This is a genomic window from Streptomyces sp. NPDC050738, assembly GCF_040654175.1.
Classification (GTDB): domain Bacteria; phylum Actinomycetota; class Actinomycetes; order Streptomycetales; family Streptomycetaceae; genus Streptomyces.
In genome coordinates this window covers 641,044-659,944 of sequence record NZ_JBFAHN010000001.1, presented here as the reverse complement: position 1 = coordinate 659,944, position 18,901 = coordinate 641,044, and the positions used below count along the sequence as shown (strand labels likewise).

Genomic DNA, 18,901 nt, shown 5'->3' with positions numbered 1-18,901 from the left:
GGCTTCGGCGCGAGACACGCCTGCCGAGGAGCGCCCCGTATGAGCCTGACCCTGAGGACCATCAGCCGAGAGCAGCATCTGGCCTACATCCAGAGCCTGCCGTCGGCGAGTCACTGCCAGGTCCCGGCATGGGCAGACGTCAAGACCGAGTGGCGCTCCGAGAGCCTGGGCTGGTTCGACCCGTCCGGACAGCTCGTGGGCGCGGGCCTGGTGCTCTACCGGCAGCTGCCGAAGATCAAGCGCTACCTCGCCTACCTCCCCGAGGGCCCGGTCATCAACTGGTACGCGCCGAACCTGGGCGACTGGCTGCAGCCGATGCTGGCGCACCTCAAGAACCAGGGCGCCTTCTCGGTGAAGATGGGCCCGCCCGTCGTCATCCGCCGCTGGAACTCGACCGCGATCAAGTCCGGCATCCAGGACCCGGACGTGAAGCGGCTGCGCGACGTCGAGGCCACCCACATCGAGCCGCGCGCCTTCGAAGTCGCCGACAGGCTGCGGAAGATGGGCTGGCAGCAGGGCGAGGACGGCGGCGCCGGTTTCGGTGACGTACAGCCCCGCTACGTCTTCCAGGTGCCTCTCGCCAACCGCTCCCTGGACGATGTCCTCAAGGGCTTCAACCAGCTGTGGCGGCGCAACATCAAGAAGGCCGAGAAGGCCGGCGTCGAGGTGGTCCAGGGCAGCTACGAGGACCTCGCCGAGTGGCAGCGGCTGTACGAGATCACGGCAGAGCGCGATCACTTCCGGCCGCGCCCCCTCTCGTACTTCCAGCGCATGTGGACCGTCCTCAACACCGAGGACCCCAACCGGATGCGCCTGTACTTCGCCCGCCACAACGGAGTGAACCTCTCCGCGGCGACGATGCTCGTCGTCGGCGGACACGTCTGGTACTCCTACGGCGCCTCCGACAACATCGGCCGCGAGGTCCGGCCCTCGAACGCGATGCAGTGGCGGATGCTGCGCGATGCGTACGCCATGGGCGCCACTGTGTACGACCTGCGCGGCATCTCCGACTCGCTGGACGAGACCGACCACCTTTTCGGCCTGATCCAGTTCAAGGTGGGCACCGGCGGCGAAGCCGTCGAGTACGTCGGCGAGTGGGACTTCCCGCTCAACAAGCTGCTGCACAAGGCGCTCGATATGTACATGTCGCGTCGCTGACATCCCCGTAAGACCGTTCATACCTCTCATACACCGCAGCCACCAGAAAGGTTCCGGGCCCGGCCATGGCGCTCTCCCTCTACGTCGACACCGCGCGCTGGCGGGCGCACCAGAAATCCGTGACCGAGCAGTTCCCGGGGATAGTGCCGGTCTGCAAGGGCAACGGCTACGGCTTCGGCCATGAGCGGCTCGCCGACGAGGTGACCCGTTTCGGTTCCGACATGCTCGCCGTCGGCACCACCTACGAAGCCGCCCGGATGAAGGACTGGTTCGGGGGCGACCTGCTCGTCCTGACGCCCTTCCGCAGGGGCGAGGAGCCGGTGCCGCTGCCGGACCGGGTGATCCGTTCGGTCTCTTCCGTCGACGGCGTGCACGCGCTCGTCGGCGCCCGCGTCGTCATCGAGTGCATGAGCTCGATGAAGCGCCACGGCGTCGCCCAGGAGGACCTCGGCCGGCTGCAGTCGGCGATCGACGACGTACGGCTCGAAGGCTTCGCACTTCACCTGCCGCTGGACCGCACCGACGGATCCGACGCGGTCGAGGAGGTCATCGGCTGGATGGACCGGCTGCGTTCCGCCCGTCTCCCCCTGCACACCATGTTCGTCAGCCATCTGCGTGCCGAGGAACTGGCCCGTCTGCAGCAGCAGTTCCCGCAGACCCGCTTCCGCGCCCGTATCGGCACCCGGCTGTGGCTGGGCGACCACGAGGCGACGGAGTACCGCGGCGCGGTCCTGGACGTCACGCGCGTCTCCAAGGGCGACCGCTTCGGCTACCGCCAGCAGAAGGCCGCCTCCGACGGCTGGCTGGTGGTCGTCGCGGGCGGCACCTCGCACGGAGTCGGACTGGAGGCACCGAAGGCGCTGCACGGGATGATGCCGCGGGCCAAGGGCGTGGCGCGGGCCGGTCTGGCGACCGTGAACCGCAACCTGTCGCCGTTCGTATGGGCGGGCAAGCAGCGCTGGTTCGCCGAGCCGCCGCACATGCAGGTGTCGATCCTGTTCGTGCCCTCGGACGCACAGGAGCCGCGCGTGGGCGACGAGCTGGTGGCCCATCTGCGGCACACGACAACACAGTTCGACCGTCTCGTCGACCGCTGAGCACGCAGCCGAGCACGTAGCCGAGCAGACCGCGAAAAGGCTCCCCCGGATCCAGCCGGGGGAGCCTTTTCATGCGTGCCGTGAGGTCACGGTCACGGCTGTTTCCAGTGCTCCGCACCCCACTCCACGAGCTGCTCTTCGTAGTGGTGCGCCGCATGCCGCGGCGGATGCGCCGCCGCCCCCAGCACGAACTCGTCCGGCGCCCCGTCCAGCACACCCCCCGACGGGTCGTCGGAGCCGTCCTTGCGTACGACGTCGCGATCCGGCATGAGGATGTCCCGCACGATCACCGCGCAGAGGTACAGCGTCCCCGCCAGGTGCAGGATGATCGCCCACTGGTAGCCGTCCTGCGGCAGCCCCTTGGGCTTGTCCCCGCTGCCGATGTACGCCAGGTACAGCCAGATCCCCAGGAAGTACATCGACTCGCAGGCCTGCCAGATCAGGAAGTCCCGCCAGCGCGGCCGCGCCAGGGCGGCGAGGGGGATCAGCCACAGTACGTACTGCGGCGAATAGACCTTGTTGGTGAGGATGAACGCGGCGACGACCAGGAAGACGAGCTGGGCAAGACGGGGGCGGCGCGGCGCCATCAGGGCGAGCGCCGTGAGGCCGCCGCAGGCCAGCAGCATCAGCAGGATCGAGACGTTGTTGACCATGTCGACGTCGAGGCCACCGGGCGCCCAGCGCTGCTGGACGATCAGCCAGAAGGAGCCGAAGTCGACTCCGCGGTCATGGCTGAAGGACCAGAACTTGCTGAACCCCTCGGGCGCCAGGAACATCACCGGCAGGTCCACCACCAGCCAGGCCGCGAAAGCGCCCAGCAGCGCGGTCAGGAACTCCCGCCATTTCCCGGCCCGCCAGCACACCAGGAGGACCGGCCCCAGGATGAGTGCGGGATAGAGCTTCGCGGCGGTCGCAAGTCCGATCAGGATGCCGAACGCCAGTGGCCTGCTGCGCGACCACATCAGCATCGCGGCGGCCGTCAGCGCGACCGCGAACAGGTCCCAGTTGATGGTGGCGGTGAGCGCGAAGGCGGGAGCCAGGGCGACCAGCAGAGCGTCCCAGGGGCGACGGCGGTGGGTGCGGGCGACGCAGGCGGCGATGACCGCCGTACAGATCATCAGCATCCCCGCGTTGACCATCCAGTAGACCTGCTCGCGGTGCTGCATAGAGCCGCCGTGCGGGGTCAGCCAGGAGGCGACCTCCATGAACAGGCCGGTCAGTACGGGGTATTCGAGGTACTGCATGTCGCCGTTGATCTTGTCGAAGTACGGGACCAGATCGTCGGCGAAGCCGCGCCCGACATAGAGGTGCGGGATGTCGGAGTAACAGGCGTGCGTGTACTGGGAGGTGGCCCCCTGGAACCACGCCCAGTCGTAGCAGGGCATCTTCTGCACCATGCCGAGCGCGAACATGCCGATCGCCACGAGGACCACGACCCGTACCGGCGTCAGCCAGCCGTAGCCGGGCCCGGTCCCCAGCCGGGCGAACCGGCCGACGGGCCCCCCGATCAGCTCGCTGCCGGCGGCCGCGACTTCGTCCTGCCGCGTGGGTCGCACGACATCCTGGGGGCCGGGGGCGTCCTCGACGTCTCTGTGCACGCTCGTCATGGCCCACATCCTGCCGTACGCCGCTGTGGGCACGGCGAGGGCCGCCGCAGCTGGTGCTGCGACGGCCCTGGAGCGGCGGGGTGACCGGCTGTCAGCCGGTCGGTCAGCCCCAGATACCACCGTTCCCGTTCCCGTTGCTGCCTCCGTTGTTGCCAGGACTGCTCGTGGTGGCAGATGGCGTGGGGGTGGGGGAGCTGTTGTTGCAGTTCCAGTCCCACTTGCTGCTGCAGGTGGAGGACGGGGTGGGCGTCGGTGTCGGGGTGGGCGTCGGCGTCGGGATCGTGGCTGTCATGGACGGCGTCGGGGTCGGAGTGGGAGGCGGCGTCGGGGCGGGGCTGTGAAGGCCTCCGCCGTAGACGACCTCACCGAGGTCCTCGGCGGGCGGGAAGTCCTCGGACGGTGTGCCGTCGAGCGCTTCGGCCATGTAGTCGTGCCAGATCTGCGCGGGGAACGACGCTCCGTGGATCTTTTCCTTGCCGAAGGTGCCGTACATCTTCTCGAACTTGCGGTTCTTGTTCTTCTCGTTGTCGTCCAGGCGGTACATGTCGATGGCGGTCGACAGCTGCGGGGTGTACCCGACGAACCAGGCGGAGATGTTTCCGTCGGTGGTGCCGGTCTTGCCCGCGATTTCACGGCCGGGCAGCTGGGCCGACGTACCCGTGCCCTTGTCGACCACGGTCTTCAGTACGTCGGTGACATTGCTGGCCACCGCGGAGGAGAAGGCGCTCTTGGTCTTCTGCTCGTGCCTGTAGACCGACACCCCGTTCTTCTCCACCCCGGTGACGGAGAAGGGGTCGTTCTGCCGGCCGTTGTTGGCGAAGGTGGCGTACGCGCCGGACATGCGGATCGCGCTCGGGTTGGAGGTACCGATCGAGAACGAGGGGACGCTGGCGTCAGCCATGGTGCTCTTGTCGTCCTTGAGACCTGCAGCGACGGCCGCCGCCTTCACCCTGTCGGTGCCGACGTCCATACCGAGCTGCACATAGGCCGAGTTGACCGACTCCCGCATAGCCTCACGCAGGTCGATCGCATAGTTGGGCGCCTTCCCGACCGACTGCTTGTCATCGTTCTCCTGCAGCCACTCCTTGCCCTCCTTGTCGGTCCAGTCGCTCCCGTCGAACCTCTTGATCTTCAGGTCGTTCTTGCCGCTGTAGAGGCTCTTCGTCGATACGACGGTCCGCTTGGACCCGTCGTCCGGGTCACGCACGCCATCCGTGAGCGCGGCCGCCAGTACGAACGGCTTGAACGTCGATCCGACCTGGGCGCCGGTCACATCCGCGTTGTTGGTGAAGTGCTTGGTGGCATCTACACCGCCGTAGATGGCCTTGATCGCGCCGGTCTTCACATCCACCGAGGAGCCGCCGAATTGGACGTGGCTGTCCTCGGGCCTCTTGGGATCGCTGTTTTCCTTGCGGACCCTTTTGACAGCCGCTTCCAGTTGATTGACCTTCTTCTTGTCAAAGGTCGTGTGGATCTGGTAGCCGCCCTTGCTGAGGTCGTTGGACGTGATCTTGGTGTTGTTGGTGACGTAGGACTTCGCGAGGTCGACCAGATAGCCGATCTGACCGCTGAGCTGAGCGTTCTTCTTGAGCCCGTCGACGGGCGGCAGCGCCGTGAACTTGGCCCGATCCGCAGCGCTGATGCGCTCGTCCTTGACCATCTCGTCGAGAGTCCAGGACCAGCGCGCCTTGACCCTCGCCGTGTTGTGCTCGGGGGTGGCCTCCGGGTCGATCCCCCGATTGCCCGCCGGGTCGTAGTACGTGGCTCCCTTGAGCAGCGCGGACAGGAAGGCGCACTGGCTCGCGTTCAGGTCCTTGGCGTCCGTATGGAAGTACGTACGGGCCGCCGCCTGGATCCCATAAGCACCGCGACCGTAGTACGCGGTGTTCAGGTACCCCTCCATGATCTCCGGCTTGCCCTTCGTCGTCCCGACCTTGATGGAGACGAAGAGTTCCTTGAACTTACGGCTGAGAGTCTGCGACTGGTCGTCGAGCATCGCGTTCTTCACATACTGCTGAGTGATCGTCGACCCGCCCTGGGTCTGACCGCCCTTGGCCATGTTGACGAGCGCGCGCGTGATGCCCTGGGGGTCGATGCCGCTGTCGGTCTCGAACGTCTTGTTCTCCGCGGACATGACGGCGTACCGCATCTCCTTGGGGATCTGGTCGTACGGAATGATCTGGCGGTTGACCTCGCCGCCCGTGGCGACCATCTGGCTGCCGTCGGCCCAGAAGTAGACGTTGTTCTGTGCCTGTGAGGTCTTGGCGACGTCCGGAACGCTCACCATGGCGTACGCGATCGTGCCCGCGCCCAGCAGAACGCCGGCGAAGCCGATGCAGGTGCCCGTCACGAGCTTCCAGGACGGCATCCAACGCTTCCAGCCGTACTTGTCCGCCCGCGGATAGTCGATGATCCGCTTCTTGGACGGACGGCGCCCACGCCCGGCAGCACCATCGAATCCGCCACCGCCGGCGCCACCGCGCCCACCACCGCCGCGACGACCACCGCCACGGCCTCCGGGGCCGCCCGGCCCCTGCGGGCCGTCGCCGGGTCCGGGTGCACCGCGTCGGCGACTGCCGCCCCCGGTACCCCGCTGGGCGGCGCGCCTGGCTTCGGCACGTCCGCCGTACGGACGCTCCTCACCGTACGAACCGGAGGGCGACCCGGTAGGGGTGGACCTCGTGGGTGCCGCACGGCGGCCGGAGGGCTGCGGTGCAGCCCGCCTGTCCGCGGCGCGACCGCCACCTTGCGGCTGTGGCGGTTTGCGACGGTGCTCGCTCATCGAACGACTACTCCTCGGGCAGGCGAGATCGCCTGGAAGCGGCAGTTGAGTTCCGGTCCCCCCGACATGCGGACCTCTTGGTTCCGAGACAGCTGACGCCCCCTGGCGTCACTCGGTTCCCGGTGGTCTGCATTCCGCACACACTACGCACGGTCAAAACCTGCCGAGTGCCGATGTTCACCCCAAATCAGGCAAGTTGCCTCCTGCGAATTGGTGATGTGACGCCGTTCACGATGACCCCCCTTGCCCCAGACGCAAGGCCGTTCTATCGTGCTGATGTATCGAGTCGATACATCAGCACGGCATAAAGACTTCCGGACGATCCGCGGCAGCCAGAGGGGGCGAAGGATGAGCAGACGCGCAGGCATCCTCGAATTCGCCGTACTCGGCCTGCTCCGCGAGTCCCCGATGCACGGCTATGAGCTGCGCAAACGACTGAACACCTCGCTGGGGGTCTTCAGGGCCTTCAGTTACGGGACCCTCTACCCGTGCCTCAAGACGCTGGTCGCGAGCGGCTGGTTGATCGAGGAACCGGGGAGCGCCCCCGAGGACGCCCTGGCCGCTTCACTCGCAGGGCGCCGCGCCAAGATCGTCTACAGGTTGACGGCCGATGGGAAAGAGCACTTCGAAGAGTTGCTCTCGCACACCGGCCCCGACTCCTGGGAGGACGAGCACTTCGCTGCCCGTTTCGCCTTCTTCGGGCAGACGGAGCGTGAGGTGCGGATGCGGGTTCTCGAGGGCCGCCGCAGCCGGCTGGAGGAGCGCCTGGAGAAAATGAGCGCCTCTCTGACCCGGACGCGCGAGCGCCTGGACGACTACACACTTGAGCTGCAGCGGCACGGTATGGAGTCCGTGGAGCGCGAAGTGCGCTGGCTGAACGAGCTCATCGAGAGCGAGCGGGCGGGCCGGGATCAGCGACGATCCCCCGACGCCGGCGCTGCTCAGCAGGACACATCAGGAGATGCGGGCGGCCTGCCCCGGCACCGGGGTGCCACCCCGCCGGATCCGTCCGAAGACACCAAGTAACGAGGTCCTGCAGTCAGCAGGCCCTCATCCACTCAGAACACAGGGAGCACCCGGTATGGGTTCGGTTCGCGTAGCCATCGTCGGTGTGGGCAACTGCGCCGCCTCGCTGGTCCAGGGCGTCGAGTACTACAAGGACGCTGACCCCAAGGCCAAGGTGCCGGGGCTCATGCACGTCCAGTTCGGCGACTACCACGTGGGTGACGTCGAGTTCGTCGCCGCCTTCGATGTCGACGCGAAGAAGGTCGGCCTCGACCTCTCGGACGCCATCGGTGCCAGCGAGAACAACACCATCAAGATCTGCGATGTCCCCAACAAGGGCATCACCGTTCAGCGTGGTCACACGCACGACGGTCTGGGCAAGTACTACCGCCAGACGATCGAGGAGTCCGCCGAGGCCCCCGTCGACATCGTCCAGGTCCTCAAGGACCAGCAGGTCGACGTCCTCGTCTGCTACCTCCCCGTCGGTTCCGAGGTCGCTGCGAAGTTCTACGCGCAGTGCGCCATCGACGCCAAGGTCGCCTTCGTCAACGCCCTCCCGGTCTTCATCGCCGGCACCAAGGAGTGGGCCGACAAGTTCACCGAGGCCGGCGTCCCGATCATCGGTGACGACATCAAGTCGCAGGTCGGCGCCACCATCACGCACCGCGTGATGGCCAAGCTCTTCGAAGACCGCGGTGTCCGCCTCGAGCGCACCATGCAGCTGAACGTCGGCGGCAACATGGACTTCAAGAACATGCTGGAGCGCGACCGCCTCGAGTCGAAGAAGATCTCGAAGACGCAGGCCGTCACCTCGCAGATCCGTGACCGCGAGCTGGGCGAGAACAACGTCCACATCGGTCCGTCGGACTACGTGGCCTGGCTGGACGACCGCAAGTGGGCGTACGTCCGCCTCGAGGGCCGCGCCTTCGGCGACGTCCCGCTGAACCTCGAGTACAAGCTCGAGGTGTGGGACTCCCCGAACTCCGCTGGTGTCATCATCGACGCCGTGCGCGCCGCGAAGATCGCCAAGGACCGCGGCATCGGCGGCCCGATCCTCTCCGCGTCCTCGTACTTCATGAAGTCCCCGCCGGTGCAGTACTTCGACGACGAGGCCTTCGACAACGTCGAGAAGTTCATCAAGGGCGAGGTCGAGCGCTAAAGCTCCTCCATCGACTGATCGTTGAGGGTCCCCGGGCAATCCGCCCGGGGACCCTCTCCGTATGTGACTCTTGCGACTATGGCCGTCGTTCGTGATCTTCGCGTGCTGCTGCGCCTGTCCGGATTCCGGCGGCTGCTGGCGCTTCGGCTGCTCTCGCAGTCGGCCGACGGCGTCTACCAGGTCGCGCTCGCCACCTATGTGGTCTTCTCCCCGGAGAAACAGACCTCCCCCGCCGCCATCGCCTCGGCCATGGCCGTCCTCCTCCTCCCGTACTCCCTGATCGGCCCGTTCGCCGGCGTCCTCCTGGACCGCTGGCAGCGCCGCCAGGTCTTCCTGTACGGAAATCTGCTGCGGGCCGTCATGGCGAGCGGCACGGCCCTGCTGATCCTCGCCTCGGCCCCCGACTGGCTCTTCTACGCCTCTGCCCTGAGCGTCACCGCGGTCAACCGCTTTGTCCTGTCCGGGCTTTCGGCCGCCCTGCCCCGCGTCGTCGACCCCGGCCGGCTCGTCATCGCCAACTCCCTCTCCCCGACCGCCGGCACCCTCGCCGCGACCCTGGGCGGCGGACTGGCTCTGGGCGTACGGGTACTGGCCGCGGACTCCGACGCCGCCGTGGTCCTCCTGGGCGCCTTCCTGTACCTCTGCGCCGCCCTGTCCTCGCTCCGTATGTCACGCGAACTGCTCGGCCCCGACCAGGAGTTGCTCCAGCCCCGCCTCGCCGCCGCCCTGACGTCCACCGCACAAGGGCTCGTCTCCGGTGTACGACACCTCGCCGAGCGCCGCTCCGCCTCCCGCGCCCTGGCCGCGATGACGCTGATGCGCTTCTGCTACGGCGCGCTGACGGTGACGGTGCTGATGCTGTGCCGGTACGCCTGGACCACAGAGGAATCCGAAGGCCTGGCCCTGCTCGGCATCGCGGTCGGAGTCTCGGGGGCCGGGTTCTTCCTCGCGGCGGTGACGACCCCCTGGGCGGTGGGCCGGCTCGGCCCGTACGGCTGGATCGCGGCCTGCGCGGGATCGGCGGCCGTACTGGAACCGGCGCTCGGCCTCCCCTTCGAGCCGGTCCCGATACTGATCGCCGCATTCGTCCTCGGCCTGGTCACCCAGGGCGCGAAGATCTCCACCGACACGGTGGTCCAGTCCTCGGTGGACGACGCCTATCGGGGACGGGTCTTCTCCCTCTACGACGTCCTCTTCAACGTCGCCTTCGTGGGGGCGGCAGCGGTGGCGGCACTGATGCTCCCGCCCGACGGGAAGTCGGTCCCGCTCGTCGTCACGGTTGCCCTGATCTACGCGGCGGTTGCTGCGCTTATGTTCCGTTTTCGCCGCGGGTAAGTGTCACATCAAAGCCACAGAGCCTCTCCAGGCTGCAGAAACCCCGAATCGGACCGGTAACTTACGGTCGTCAACGACGCGCCAGTGCGCCTTTCCGAGGGGGACCTCCATCATGTCCACACCGCCGCCACAGGGTCAGAACCCGTACGCGCAGCAGCCCACCACCCCGTACGGCCAGCAGCCCCAGGGCGGCAACCCCTTCGGCCAGCAGCAGCCCGGGGTCCCCCCGCAGCAGCAGCCCCCGTACTTCAACCAGGGCGGCCCGATCCCGCAGGCCCCGGTGGGGCAGCAGACCGGCAGCGGCAAGGCCAAGAAGATTCTGCGCATCGTCATCCCGGTGGCCGTCATAGCCATCGTCGCGGTCACCTGGTTCGCCAACCGTGACGGCGCGAGCTCCGCGTCGGTCGGCGACTGCATGCACCGCGGAAGCGCCAGCGCCACCGACCCCGATCTCAAGGTCGTCGACTGCAGCGACGCCAAGGCCCAGTACAAGGTCCTGGCCAAGATCAAGGGCGACTTCAGCCGCACCGAGGCCTCGGCGAAGTGCACTGAGGCGGTGAAGGATGCCTTCCAGTACACCTACACCCAGACCAACAGTGGCTCGAGCTTCCTTCTCTGCATCGCGGAGTACAAGAAGTAGTCAGCACAGGCGAAGGGGCGGTGTTTCACGTGAAACACCGCCCCTTCGTCGTGCCACCGCCCACCATGTTTCACGTGAAACATGCACTCAGCTCTGCTGTGCGGCCCACCACTCCTTGAGCGCCGCGGCAGCCGCCTCGTGCTCCATCGGCCCGTTCTCCAGCCGCAGTTCCAGCAGGAACTTGTACGCGTTCCCGATCACAGGCCCGGGGCTGACGCCCAGAATCTCCATGATCTGGTTGCCGTCCAGGTCGGGCCGGATCGAGTCCAGCTCCTCCTGCTCCTTCAGCTGCGCGATGCGCTCCTCGAGCCCGTCGTAGGCACGCGACAGCGCGTTCGCCTTGCGCTTGTTGCGCGTGGTGCAGTCCGAGCGGGTCAGCTTGTGCAGCCGTTCCAGCATCGGACCCGCATCACGCACATACCGGCGTACGGCGGAATCGGTCCACTCTCCGGTCCCGTAACCGTGGAACCGCAGATGCAGCTCGACCAGCTTGGTGACGTCCCTGACCATGTCGTTGGAGTACTTCAGCGCGGTCATACGCTTCTTCGTCAGCTTCGCGCCCACCACCTCGTGGTGGTGGAAGGAGACCCGGCCGTCCTCCTCGAAACGACGGGTCTTCGGCTTGCCGATGTCATGCAGCAGCGCCGCCAGTCGCAGCACCAGGTCGGGCCCGTCCTGCTCCAGGTCGATGGCCTGCTCCAGCACGGTCAGCGAGTGCTCGTAGACGTCCTTGTGCCGGTGGTGCTCGTCGCTCTCCAGCCGCAGCTCGGGAAGCTCGGGAAGCACATACGCGGCCAGGCCCGTGTCGACGAGCAGTGCCAGTCCCTTCCGGGGATTCTCCGACAGCAGGAGCTTGTTGAGCTCGTCCCGTACCCGCTCGGCCGAGACGATCTCGATGCGCTCGGCCATGGCCGTCATCGCAGCGACCACCTCGCCGGCGACCTCGAAGCCCAGCTGCGCGGCGAAACGCGCCGCCCGCATCATGCGCAGCGGATCGTCGGAGAACGAGTCCTCAGGGGTGCCGGGCGTGCGCAGCACCTTCGCCGCGAGGTCTTCGAGCCCGCCGTGCGGATCGATGAACACCTTCTCCGGCAGCGCGACAGCCATCGCGTTGACGGTGAAGTCGCGGCGTACAAGGTCCTCTTCGATGGAGTCGCCGTACGAAACCTCAGGTTTGCGCGAGGTCCGGTCGTACGCCTCGGACCGGTAGGTCGTGACCTCGATCTCAAAGCCCTGCTTCTGACAGCCCACCGTGCCGAAGGCGATCCCGACCTCCCACACCGAGTCCGCCCACGGCCGGACGATCTGCAGTACGTCCTCGGGGCGGGCGTCGGTCGTGAAGTCCAGGTCGTTGCCGAGCCGGCCGAGCAGCGCGTCCCTGACCGAGCCCCCGACCAGCGCGAGGCTGAACCCGGCCTCCCGGAATCGGCGGGCGAGGTCGTCGGCGACCGGTGACACACGCAGCAGTTCACTGACCGCACGGTGCTGCACCTGGCTCAGGGCACTGGGGTTGTCTTCATTGGCATTCGGCACAACAGAAAAGGGTACGTGGCCCCAGCTGCCCGAGCGTCCCAGTTTCCGTGCCGCCCCGGTCACTCTTCCGATCATGTAGAACAGTCCGCGGCACTTCGCCACAGTGGGCCTCGTTACCATGCGTGGACGCACAACCGACGACCACTGAACGACGACGAGGGACGGGCGAGCGCGTGGCCGAGGCGGCAGACTTCCAGGGGACGGCTCCCTCACCTGCCCGCCGGTGGCTTCGGCGCACGGCAGCAGCGGCGGCCGGCGCCCCACTCGTAGCGGCCCTGATCTGCGGTTACGCCGCCGGTCCCGCACAGGCGGCGCCAGCGGCCTCGGGCTCCGGATCGGTAGAAGTCTCCCTCGATTCCCTCTCTCCCAGCGCCCCCGTGACAGGTGACACGGTCACCTTCACCGGCACGGTGACCAACAAGGGCAAGGAGACCGTGACCGGGGCCCATGTCGGGCTGACCGTGGGGCCGCGTCTCTCCGGACGTTCCGCGATCGACGACGCGTCGAAGCGCACGGGGTACACCCCGGGGGTCGACCCGGCGGAGATCGGCGGCAAGTACACGGTCAAGTTCCCGAAGCTGGCCACCGGCATCAGCCAGGACTTCACCCTCTCCGTCCCGGTCAGCAAACTGGATCTCGGGGAGGACGGTGTCTACCAGCTCGGCGTCACGCTCTCCGGGGAGACCTCGGGTTCCCAGTACGACCAGGTTCTCGGCATCCAGCGGACCTTCCTCCCCTGGCAGCCCGACGCACAGGACAAGAAGACCCAGCTCACCTATCTCTGGCCGCTGACGTCCCGGACGCACCTGACGGCGGAGACCGGTTCCGACGAACAGCAGACGCCGGTCTTCGCCGACGACAAGCTGGCCGCCGAACTCGCCCCCGGCGGGCGGCTGGAGCAGATGGTCTCGCTGGGCAGCACGCTGCCCGTCACCTGGGTGATCGACCCTGACCTTCTCGCCACGGTCGACGCGATGACCAGGAGCTCCTACCAGGTCAAGTCCGGCGACACCACGGTCGCGGGCAGGAACCAGGCAGTCGCCAAGAAGTGGCTGAGCTCCCTGGAAGATGCCGTACAGGGCCAGAAGGTCATCGCGCTGCCCTTCGCCGACCCGGACCTCGCCTCGCTCGCCCACCACGGCAAGAACGTGCCCAGCGCCCTGAGCCACCTCCAGCGCGCCACCGAGGTGGCCGTCACGACCGTGGAGACGGTTCTGCACGTCACGCCGTCGACCGACTTCGCCTGGCCGGTGAACGGCGCTGTGGACCCGTCGATCATCGATGTGGCGACCTCCGCCGGCGCGCACAACGTGATCGCGCGCAGCGACAGCCTCGAGGAGACGGCCGGCCTGCCGTACACGCCCACCGCCGCCCGCCCGATCGGCAGCGGCACCACCGCCGTGGTCGCGGACGCCAGGCTCTCCACCACCTTCCAGGGCGACATGTCGAAGGCGCGGAGCTCCACGCTCGCCCTGCAGAACTTCCTCGCCCAGACGCTGGCGCTCACCCTTCAGGACACGGAGAAGCAGCGCAGCATCGTCGTCGCCCCACAGCGGACCCCGTCGGCCTCCCAGGCCCAGTCCATGGCCGCCGCACTGCACGCCCTCGATTCCCAGCGCTGGACCCAGCCGACCGATCTGGTCACGGCTTCGAAGGCAGCCCCCGACGCCCGTGCCACGACCCGGGTTCCCAGTACTTCCTCGTACTCCGGCGCCCTGCGCTCCCAGGAACTGCCGGCCCAGGCCTTCCAGGACGTGCGGACCACCCAGACCAGCCTCGACGGCTTCAAGGTCGTCCTCACCCTGCCCGACCGGGTGGTCACCCCCTTCGGCAACGCGATCAATCGCGATCTCTCGACCTCCTGGCGCGGAAACGCGACGCAAGGCCTGGCTTACCGCTCCGGGGTGCAGCAGTACCTGACGAGCCTCACCGGACGAGTCCAGATCGTCCAGAAGTCGGACATGACGCTCTCGGGGCGCAGCGCGACGATCCCGGTGACGGTGCAGAACAAGCTGGTCCAGGGCGTCGGACATCTGACACTGCGGCTGAGGTCGGAGAACCCGACCCGCCTGCACGTCGGAAAGTCCAAGGACTCCATCGTCGAGCAGCAGGTGGAAGTCGACGGCGGCCACAGCCAGACGGTGAAGTTCACCACCACCGCCAACGCCAACGGCCCCATCACGGTCTACGCCCAGCTCTACACCGACGACGGCACTCCGTACGGCGAGGCAATGCCCTTCACCGTCAACGTCTCCGAGATGCCCGCGAACGTCATGCTGGTCATCGGCGGCGGCGTGCTCCTGTTGCTTCTCGCAGGGGTACGGATGTACACCCATCGCAAGCGCGCCGCCGCACGTGAGGCCGCGGCCGGGGGTGACATCCCCGAGCAGCCGGGTGACCCGACACCGGACACCCGACCGGAAAGCGGGGACCCTGCGGAGGCTAGTGAGAAGGTGGACCGTTGAGCGATCGATGTCGTGGCCGGTCGGCCGGGGACGATGAGGTGGGGTACCGATGAACGCGCCGTACGACGGTGACCGCGGCCAGGGTGCCGGGGGTGCAGATCCGGCGGGACAGGTGCCCCCGTCGCAGCCTGCCTCGGACCAGTACCCCCAGGCTCCGTACGCTCAGCCTCCCTACACCCAACCTCCGTACGCCCAGGACCCGTACCTCCAGGACACGTACGACTACGACCCCTACCGGGCTCAGGACCTCACGGCCCAGGACCCGGTGACCGAAGCGCTCTACGACCAGGCGGCCCACCCGCCGCCCCCGCCCGGCACCTGGGCGGACCCCCAGCCGCTCTACCAGCAGCCGGCCTCGCCGCAGTACGCCCCCAATCCCCAGGTGTGGGCCCAGACGCCCCCTCCTGAGCCCGAGGGCCCCTCCCGCTTCCTCCCGTACGGCGACGACGCGACCACCCAGTTCGTCGGCCTCGACGACCTGGTGAGCCAGGCCGCCGAGCGGCCCGACGAGCAGGACGCTTTCGCCTATCTCTTCCGGGACCAGCAGGGCACGGCGCCGAATCCCGCGCCCACCCCTGAGCCCGAGCCCGTCGCCCCCGTCCCGCCCAAGTCCGGTGGCCGCGCGTCGGGCATCCTGAAGTCGAGTGCGGTGATGGCAGCGGGCACGCTGGTCTCCCGCCTCACCGGCTTCGTACGCACCATGGTCATCACCGCCGCCCTCGGCGCGGCGACGCTCGGCGACGCCTTCACCGTGGCGTACACCCTGCCGACGATGATCTACATCCTGACCGTCGGCGGCGGCCTCAACTCCGTCTTCGTACCCCAGCTGGTGCGTTCGATGAAGGAGGACGAGGACGGCGGTGAGGCCTACGCCAACCGTCTGCTCACCGTCGTCATGGTCGCGCTCGGCGTCATCGTCGCCGTCGCGGTCTTCGCAGCGCCCCTGCTCATCCACCTGATGTCGTCGACCATCGCCAACGACCAGGCGGCCGACAGTGTCGCCGTCGCCTTCGCCCGTTACTGCCTGCCCACCATCTTCTTCATGGGTGTGCACGTGGTGATGGGCCAGATCCTCAACGCACGCGGCAAGTTCGGCGCGATGATGTGGACCCCGGTCCTCAACAACATCGTCATGATCTTCACCTTCGGCATGTTCATCTGGGTCTACGGCACCTCCGCCGAGTCCCGCATGGGCGTCGAGACCATTCCGGCCGACGGCATCCGGCTGCTGGGCATCGGCACGCTGCTCGGCCTCGTCGTCCAGGCGCTGGCGATGATCCCCTACCTGCGCGAGGCGGGCTTCCGCTTCCGCCCCCGCTTCGACTGGCGAGGCCACGGCCTGGGCAAGGCGATGAAGCTCGCCAAGTGGACCGTCCTGTTCGTCCTCGCCAACCAGGCGGGTGTCCTGGTGGTCACCCAGCTCGCCACCGCGGCAGGCCACGCCTCGGGCCGGGACGGCGCCGGCATCATGGCGTACTCCAACGCCCAGCTCATCTGGGGCATGCCGCAGGCGATCATCACCGTCTCCGTCATGGCAGCCCTGCTGCCGCGCATCTCCCGCGCCGCCCACGACGGCGACCCGGGCGCGGTCCGCGACGACATCTCCCAGGGCCTGAGGAACTCCGCGGTGGCGATCGTCCCGGTCGCCTTCGCGTTCGTGGCCCTGGGTGTGCCGATGTGCACCCTGCTCTTCTCCTCGAGCGGCGTGCAGGCGTCACAGTCCATGGGATACGTCCTGATGGCCTTCGGCCTCGGCCTCATCCCGTTCTCCGTGCAATACGTGGTCCTCCGCGGCTTCTACGCCTACGAGGACACCCGCACGCCCTTCTACAACACCGTCATCGTCGCCGCCGTCAACGCGGCGGCCTCCACGCTCTGCTACGTCGTACTTCCGGCCCAGTGGGCCGTCGTCGGCATGGCCGCCTCGTACGGACTCGCCTACGCCGTCGGTGTGGGCGTGGCCTGGCGCAGGCTCAGCAAGCGCCTCGGCGGCGACCTGGACGGCACACACATCCTGCGGACGTACGCACGCCTCTCCCTGGCCTCCATCCCGGCAGCCGTCGTAGGCGGGGCTGTGGGCTTCGGAATCACCCGGACGCTGGGCCACGGCGCTTTTGCCTCGCTGGCGGCCCTGATCGCCGGGGGAATCGTGCTCCTGGGTGTGTTCTTCATCGCCGCCAAGCGCATGCGGATCGCGGAGCTGAATTCGATGGTCTCCATGGTCCGCGGGCGTCTCGGGCGCTGATCCTGGCAGAAGCGCACAACCATCGTCCGTCGTCGTGTGTCGTGCATAGCGCCGGACTGTGGGCACAATTGGCATGACTTTGCAGACTGGCTGACAGCGCGCAACGGATGGGGAGGCAGGAGCGACGGTGGCGGAACGAAGCACGGCTGCCGTCGACGTGGCCGACAACAGCGGCGATGAGCCGCTGTCCGCCAAGGCGGGCAAGGCCACGGCCGACGGGGTGGCGGAGTCCCACGACACGGCTGACAAGAACACGCAGGACACCGGGAGCGACCAGAAGAGCCCTGAGCCTTCGGTCGCGACACCGGAACTGCACAGCGGTCACAAGCTGGCCAGACGCTACCGGCTCGAGGAGTGCGTCACCCGTCTGGACGGTTTCAGCAGCTGGCGTGCGGTCGACGAAAAACTCCGCCGCGCCGTCGGAGTGCACCTTCTTCCCGCGGACCACCCGCGAGCCCGGCCCGTCCTGGCCGCAGCACGCTCCTCAGCGCTGCTCGGGGACCCGCGCTTCGTGCAGGTCCTGGACGCTGTCGAGGAGAACGATCTCGTCTACGTCGTCCACGAGTGGATGCCGGATGCCACGGAACTGACCTCGGTGCTCGCCTCCGGTCCGCTGGAGGCCCACGACGCGTACCAGCTCGTCAGCCAGATCTCCCAGGCCATGGCCGCGGCCCACCGCGAGGGCCTGGCCCACCTGCGGCTCACCCCCGGCGCCGTGCTGCGGACGTCCAGCGGTCAGTACCGCATCCGGGGGCTCGCCGTGAACGCCGCCCTGCGCGGCATCAGCTCCGACACTCCCCAGCGCAGCGACACCGAGGCGATCGGCGCCCTCCTCTACGCCTCGCTGACCCAGCGCTGGCCGTACGAGACGGACGCCTACGGCCTCTCCGGCCTGCCCAAGGGTGTCGGCCTGATCCCGCCCGACCAGGTACGGGCAGGAGTCCACCGCGGTCTGGCCGAGCTCGCCATGCGCGCGCTCGCCAACGACGGTGCCACCGCCTCCCGCCAGGAACCGCCGTGCACCACGCCCGACGAGCTGGCGAAGGCCGTCGGTGAGATGCCGCGCATCCGCCCGCCGGAGCCCGCTTTCACTCCGCCGCCCGAGTACCAGCGCACCACCTACCAGCAGGGCACCTACGGCCGCCCCGCGGCCGGCCCTGGACCCGCCGTCACCCAGCCCGTGGCCGCCCCGCCCGCCCCGCTGCAGAGCCGCACCGGCAAGGCCCTCAAATGGGCCGTCTCGGCGCTCCTCATCGCTGCGCTCGGCCTCGGCAGCTGGCAGCTCGCGGACACGCTCCTGGACCGCAACAAGAAGTCCGACGATCCGGATACGTCCACCACTAACAGGGGTGGAGGCGGCAGTGACGGCGAGAAGAACTCCCTGCCGCTCGCGGTGAAGGGTGCCGCGGAGTACTACCCGGACGGCAAATCCCAGCACCCCGGCGACGTCAAGAAGACCTACGACGGAGACACCTCGACGTACTGGCGGACCTACTCCTTCAAGGACGGGCCGGATTTCAAGCCGCCGTTCAAGGAGGGCGTGGGCATCATCTACGACCTGGGCTCGGCCAAGAACGTCTCGGCCGCGTCGATACTGCTGCACTATGGCGGCGACCACACCACGGTCTCCTTGTACGCGGCGGATTCACTGGCCCCGTCGGCTCCGCTGAACTCGATGAAGAAGATCGCGTCCACCGACACCACGGGAACCACCGCACAACTGAAGACCGGCCAGAAGGCCAGTACCCAGTACGTTCTCGTCTGGATCACGGCAATGCCGTACTCCCCGAAGGACCAGTACAGCGGCGCCGGTTACAAGCAGGCCATAACGGATGTGAAGTTCACCGGCTGATCAGGCCGTCAGGGAGGGGGCTC

At 67.8% G+C, this 18,901-nt stretch carries 12 protein-coding genes; 9 read left to right on the top strand and 3 right to left on the bottom strand.

All coding sequences use genetic code 11. From position 1 onward, the window contains the following. The first annotated feature begins 39 nt into the window (after positions 1 to 39). Together AB0H78_RS03260 and AB0H78_RS03255 are read left to right on the top strand one after the other, a co-directional pair. Positions 40 to 1,158: a peptidoglycan bridge formation glycyltransferase FemA/FemB family protein gene (locus AB0H78_RS03260; RefSeq protein WP_363232493.1), complete on the top strand. Its 1,119-nt coding sequence runs from the start codon at positions 40 to 42 to the stop codon at positions 1,156 to 1,158. Between the two features lie 65 nt (positions 1,159 to 1,223). Continuing rightward, the gene (locus tag AB0H78_RS03255; RefSeq protein WP_363232492.1) at positions 1,224 to 2,255 is read left to right on the top strand and encodes an alanine racemase; all 1,032 of its coding nucleotides are present in this window, start codon (positions 1,224 to 1,226) and stop codon (positions 2,253 to 2,255) included. 92 nt (positions 2,256 to 2,347) lie between these two features. Here the strand turns inward: AB0H78_RS03255 and AB0H78_RS03250 are convergent, their stop codons facing one another. Beyond that, positions 2,348 to 3,862 (bottom strand): glycosyltransferase 87 family protein, encoded by a 1,515-nt coding sequence (locus AB0H78_RS03250; RefSeq protein WP_363232491.1) that lies wholly within the window; start codon positions 3,860 to 3,862, stop codon positions 2,348 to 2,350. 103 nt (positions 3,863 to 3,965) lie between these two features. Beyond that, entirely contained in the window at positions 3,966 to 6,644 is a 2,679-nt protein-coding gene (locus tag AB0H78_RS03245; protein WP_363232490.1) for a transglycosylase domain-containing protein, read from the bottom strand. Positions 6,645 to 6,992: 348 nt separating this feature from the next. Between AB0H78_RS03245 and AB0H78_RS03240 the strand changes: the two genes are divergently transcribed. From AB0H78_RS03240 to AB0H78_RS03225, 4 genes are all read left to right on the top strand, one after another. Further along, positions 6,993 to 7,670 carry a PadR family transcriptional regulator gene (locus AB0H78_RS03240; RefSeq protein ID WP_363232488.1) on the top strand — a complete coding sequence of 226 codons (678 nt, stop codon included), beginning with the start codon at positions 6,993 to 6,995 and terminating at the stop codon, positions 7,668 to 7,670. 55 nt (positions 7,671 to 7,725) lie between these two features. Further along, entirely contained in the window at positions 7,726 to 8,808 is a 1,083-nt protein-coding gene (locus tag AB0H78_RS03235) for an inositol-3-phosphate synthase (RefSeq protein ID WP_363232487.1), read from the top strand. A gap of 78 nt (positions 8,809 to 8,886) precedes the next feature. Continuing rightward, positions 8,887 to 10,143, top strand: coding sequence for an MFS transporter (locus tag AB0H78_RS03230; protein ID WP_363232486.1), 1,257 nt, complete (start codon positions 8,887 to 8,889; stop codon positions 10,141 to 10,143). 112 nt (positions 10,144 to 10,255) lie between these two features. Next, positions 10,256 to 10,783, top strand: a complete 528-nt coding sequence (locus AB0H78_RS03225) for a hypothetical protein (protein ID WP_363232485.1) — start codon at positions 10,256 to 10,258, stop codon at positions 10,781 to 10,783. An 87-nt stretch (positions 10,784 to 10,870) separates the two neighbouring features. Here AB0H78_RS03225 and AB0H78_RS03220 read toward each other — a convergent pair whose 3' ends face one another. Continuing rightward, a complete protein-coding gene (locus tag AB0H78_RS03220; protein WP_363232484.1) occupies positions 10,871 to 12,316 on the bottom strand; it encodes a CCA tRNA nucleotidyltransferase in 1,446 nt (481 codons plus the stop codon). Between the two features lie 173 nt (positions 12,317 to 12,489). Here AB0H78_RS03220 and AB0H78_RS03215 point away from each other — a divergent pair, with 173 nt between their 5' ends. The 3 genes from AB0H78_RS03215 (at position 12,490) to AB0H78_RS03205 (ending at position 18,878) form a co-directional block, all read left to right on the top strand. Next, positions 12,490 to 14,781: a DUF6049 family protein gene (locus AB0H78_RS03215; RefSeq protein ID WP_363232483.1), complete on the top strand. Its 2,292-nt coding sequence runs from the start codon at positions 12,490 to 12,492 to the stop codon at positions 14,779 to 14,781. A 49-nt stretch (positions 14,782 to 14,830) separates the two neighbouring features. Beyond that, entirely contained in the window at positions 14,831 to 17,026 is a 2,196-nt protein-coding gene (gene murJ, locus AB0H78_RS03210) for a murein biosynthesis integral membrane protein MurJ (RefSeq protein WP_363232482.1), read from the top strand. Positions 17,027 to 17,153: 127 nt separating this feature from the next. Beyond that, positions 17,154 to 18,878 (top strand): protein kinase family protein, encoded by a 1,725-nt coding sequence (locus AB0H78_RS03205; RefSeq protein WP_363232481.1) that lies wholly within the window; start codon positions 17,154 to 17,156, stop codon positions 18,876 to 18,878. Positions 18,879 to 18,901: the final 23 nt, after the last annotated feature.

Coding starts and splice junctions, on each gene's coding strand:
- AB0H78_RS03260 (WP_363232493.1), top strand. CDS start 40: ATGAGCCTGACCCTGAGGACCATCAGCCGAGAGCAGCATCTGGCCTAC.
- AB0H78_RS03255 (WP_363232492.1), top strand. CDS start 1,224: ATGGCGCTCTCCCTCTACGTCGACACCGCGCGCTGGCGGGCGCACCAG.
- AB0H78_RS03250 (WP_363232491.1), bottom strand. CDS start 3,862: ATGACGAGCGTGCACAGAGACGTCGAGGACGCCCCCGGCCCCCAGGAT.
- AB0H78_RS03245 (WP_363232490.1), bottom strand. CDS start 6,644: ATGAGCGAGCACCGTCGCAAACCGCCACAGCCGCAAGGTGGCGGTCGC.
- AB0H78_RS03240 (WP_363232488.1), top strand. CDS start 6,993: ATGAGCAGACGCGCAGGCATCCTCGAATTCGCCGTACTCGGCCTGCTC.
- AB0H78_RS03235 (WP_363232487.1), top strand. CDS start 7,726: ATGGGTTCGGTTCGCGTAGCCATCGTCGGTGTGGGCAACTGCGCCGCC.
- AB0H78_RS03230 (WP_363232486.1), top strand. CDS start 8,887: ATGGCCGTCGTTCGTGATCTTCGCGTGCTGCTGCGCCTGTCCGGATTC.
- AB0H78_RS03225 (WP_363232485.1), top strand. CDS start 10,256: ATGTCCACACCGCCGCCACAGGGTCAGAACCCGTACGCGCAGCAGCCC.
- murJ (WP_363232482.1), top strand. CDS start 14,831: ATGAACGCGCCGTACGACGGTGACCGCGGCCAGGGTGCCGGGGGTGCA.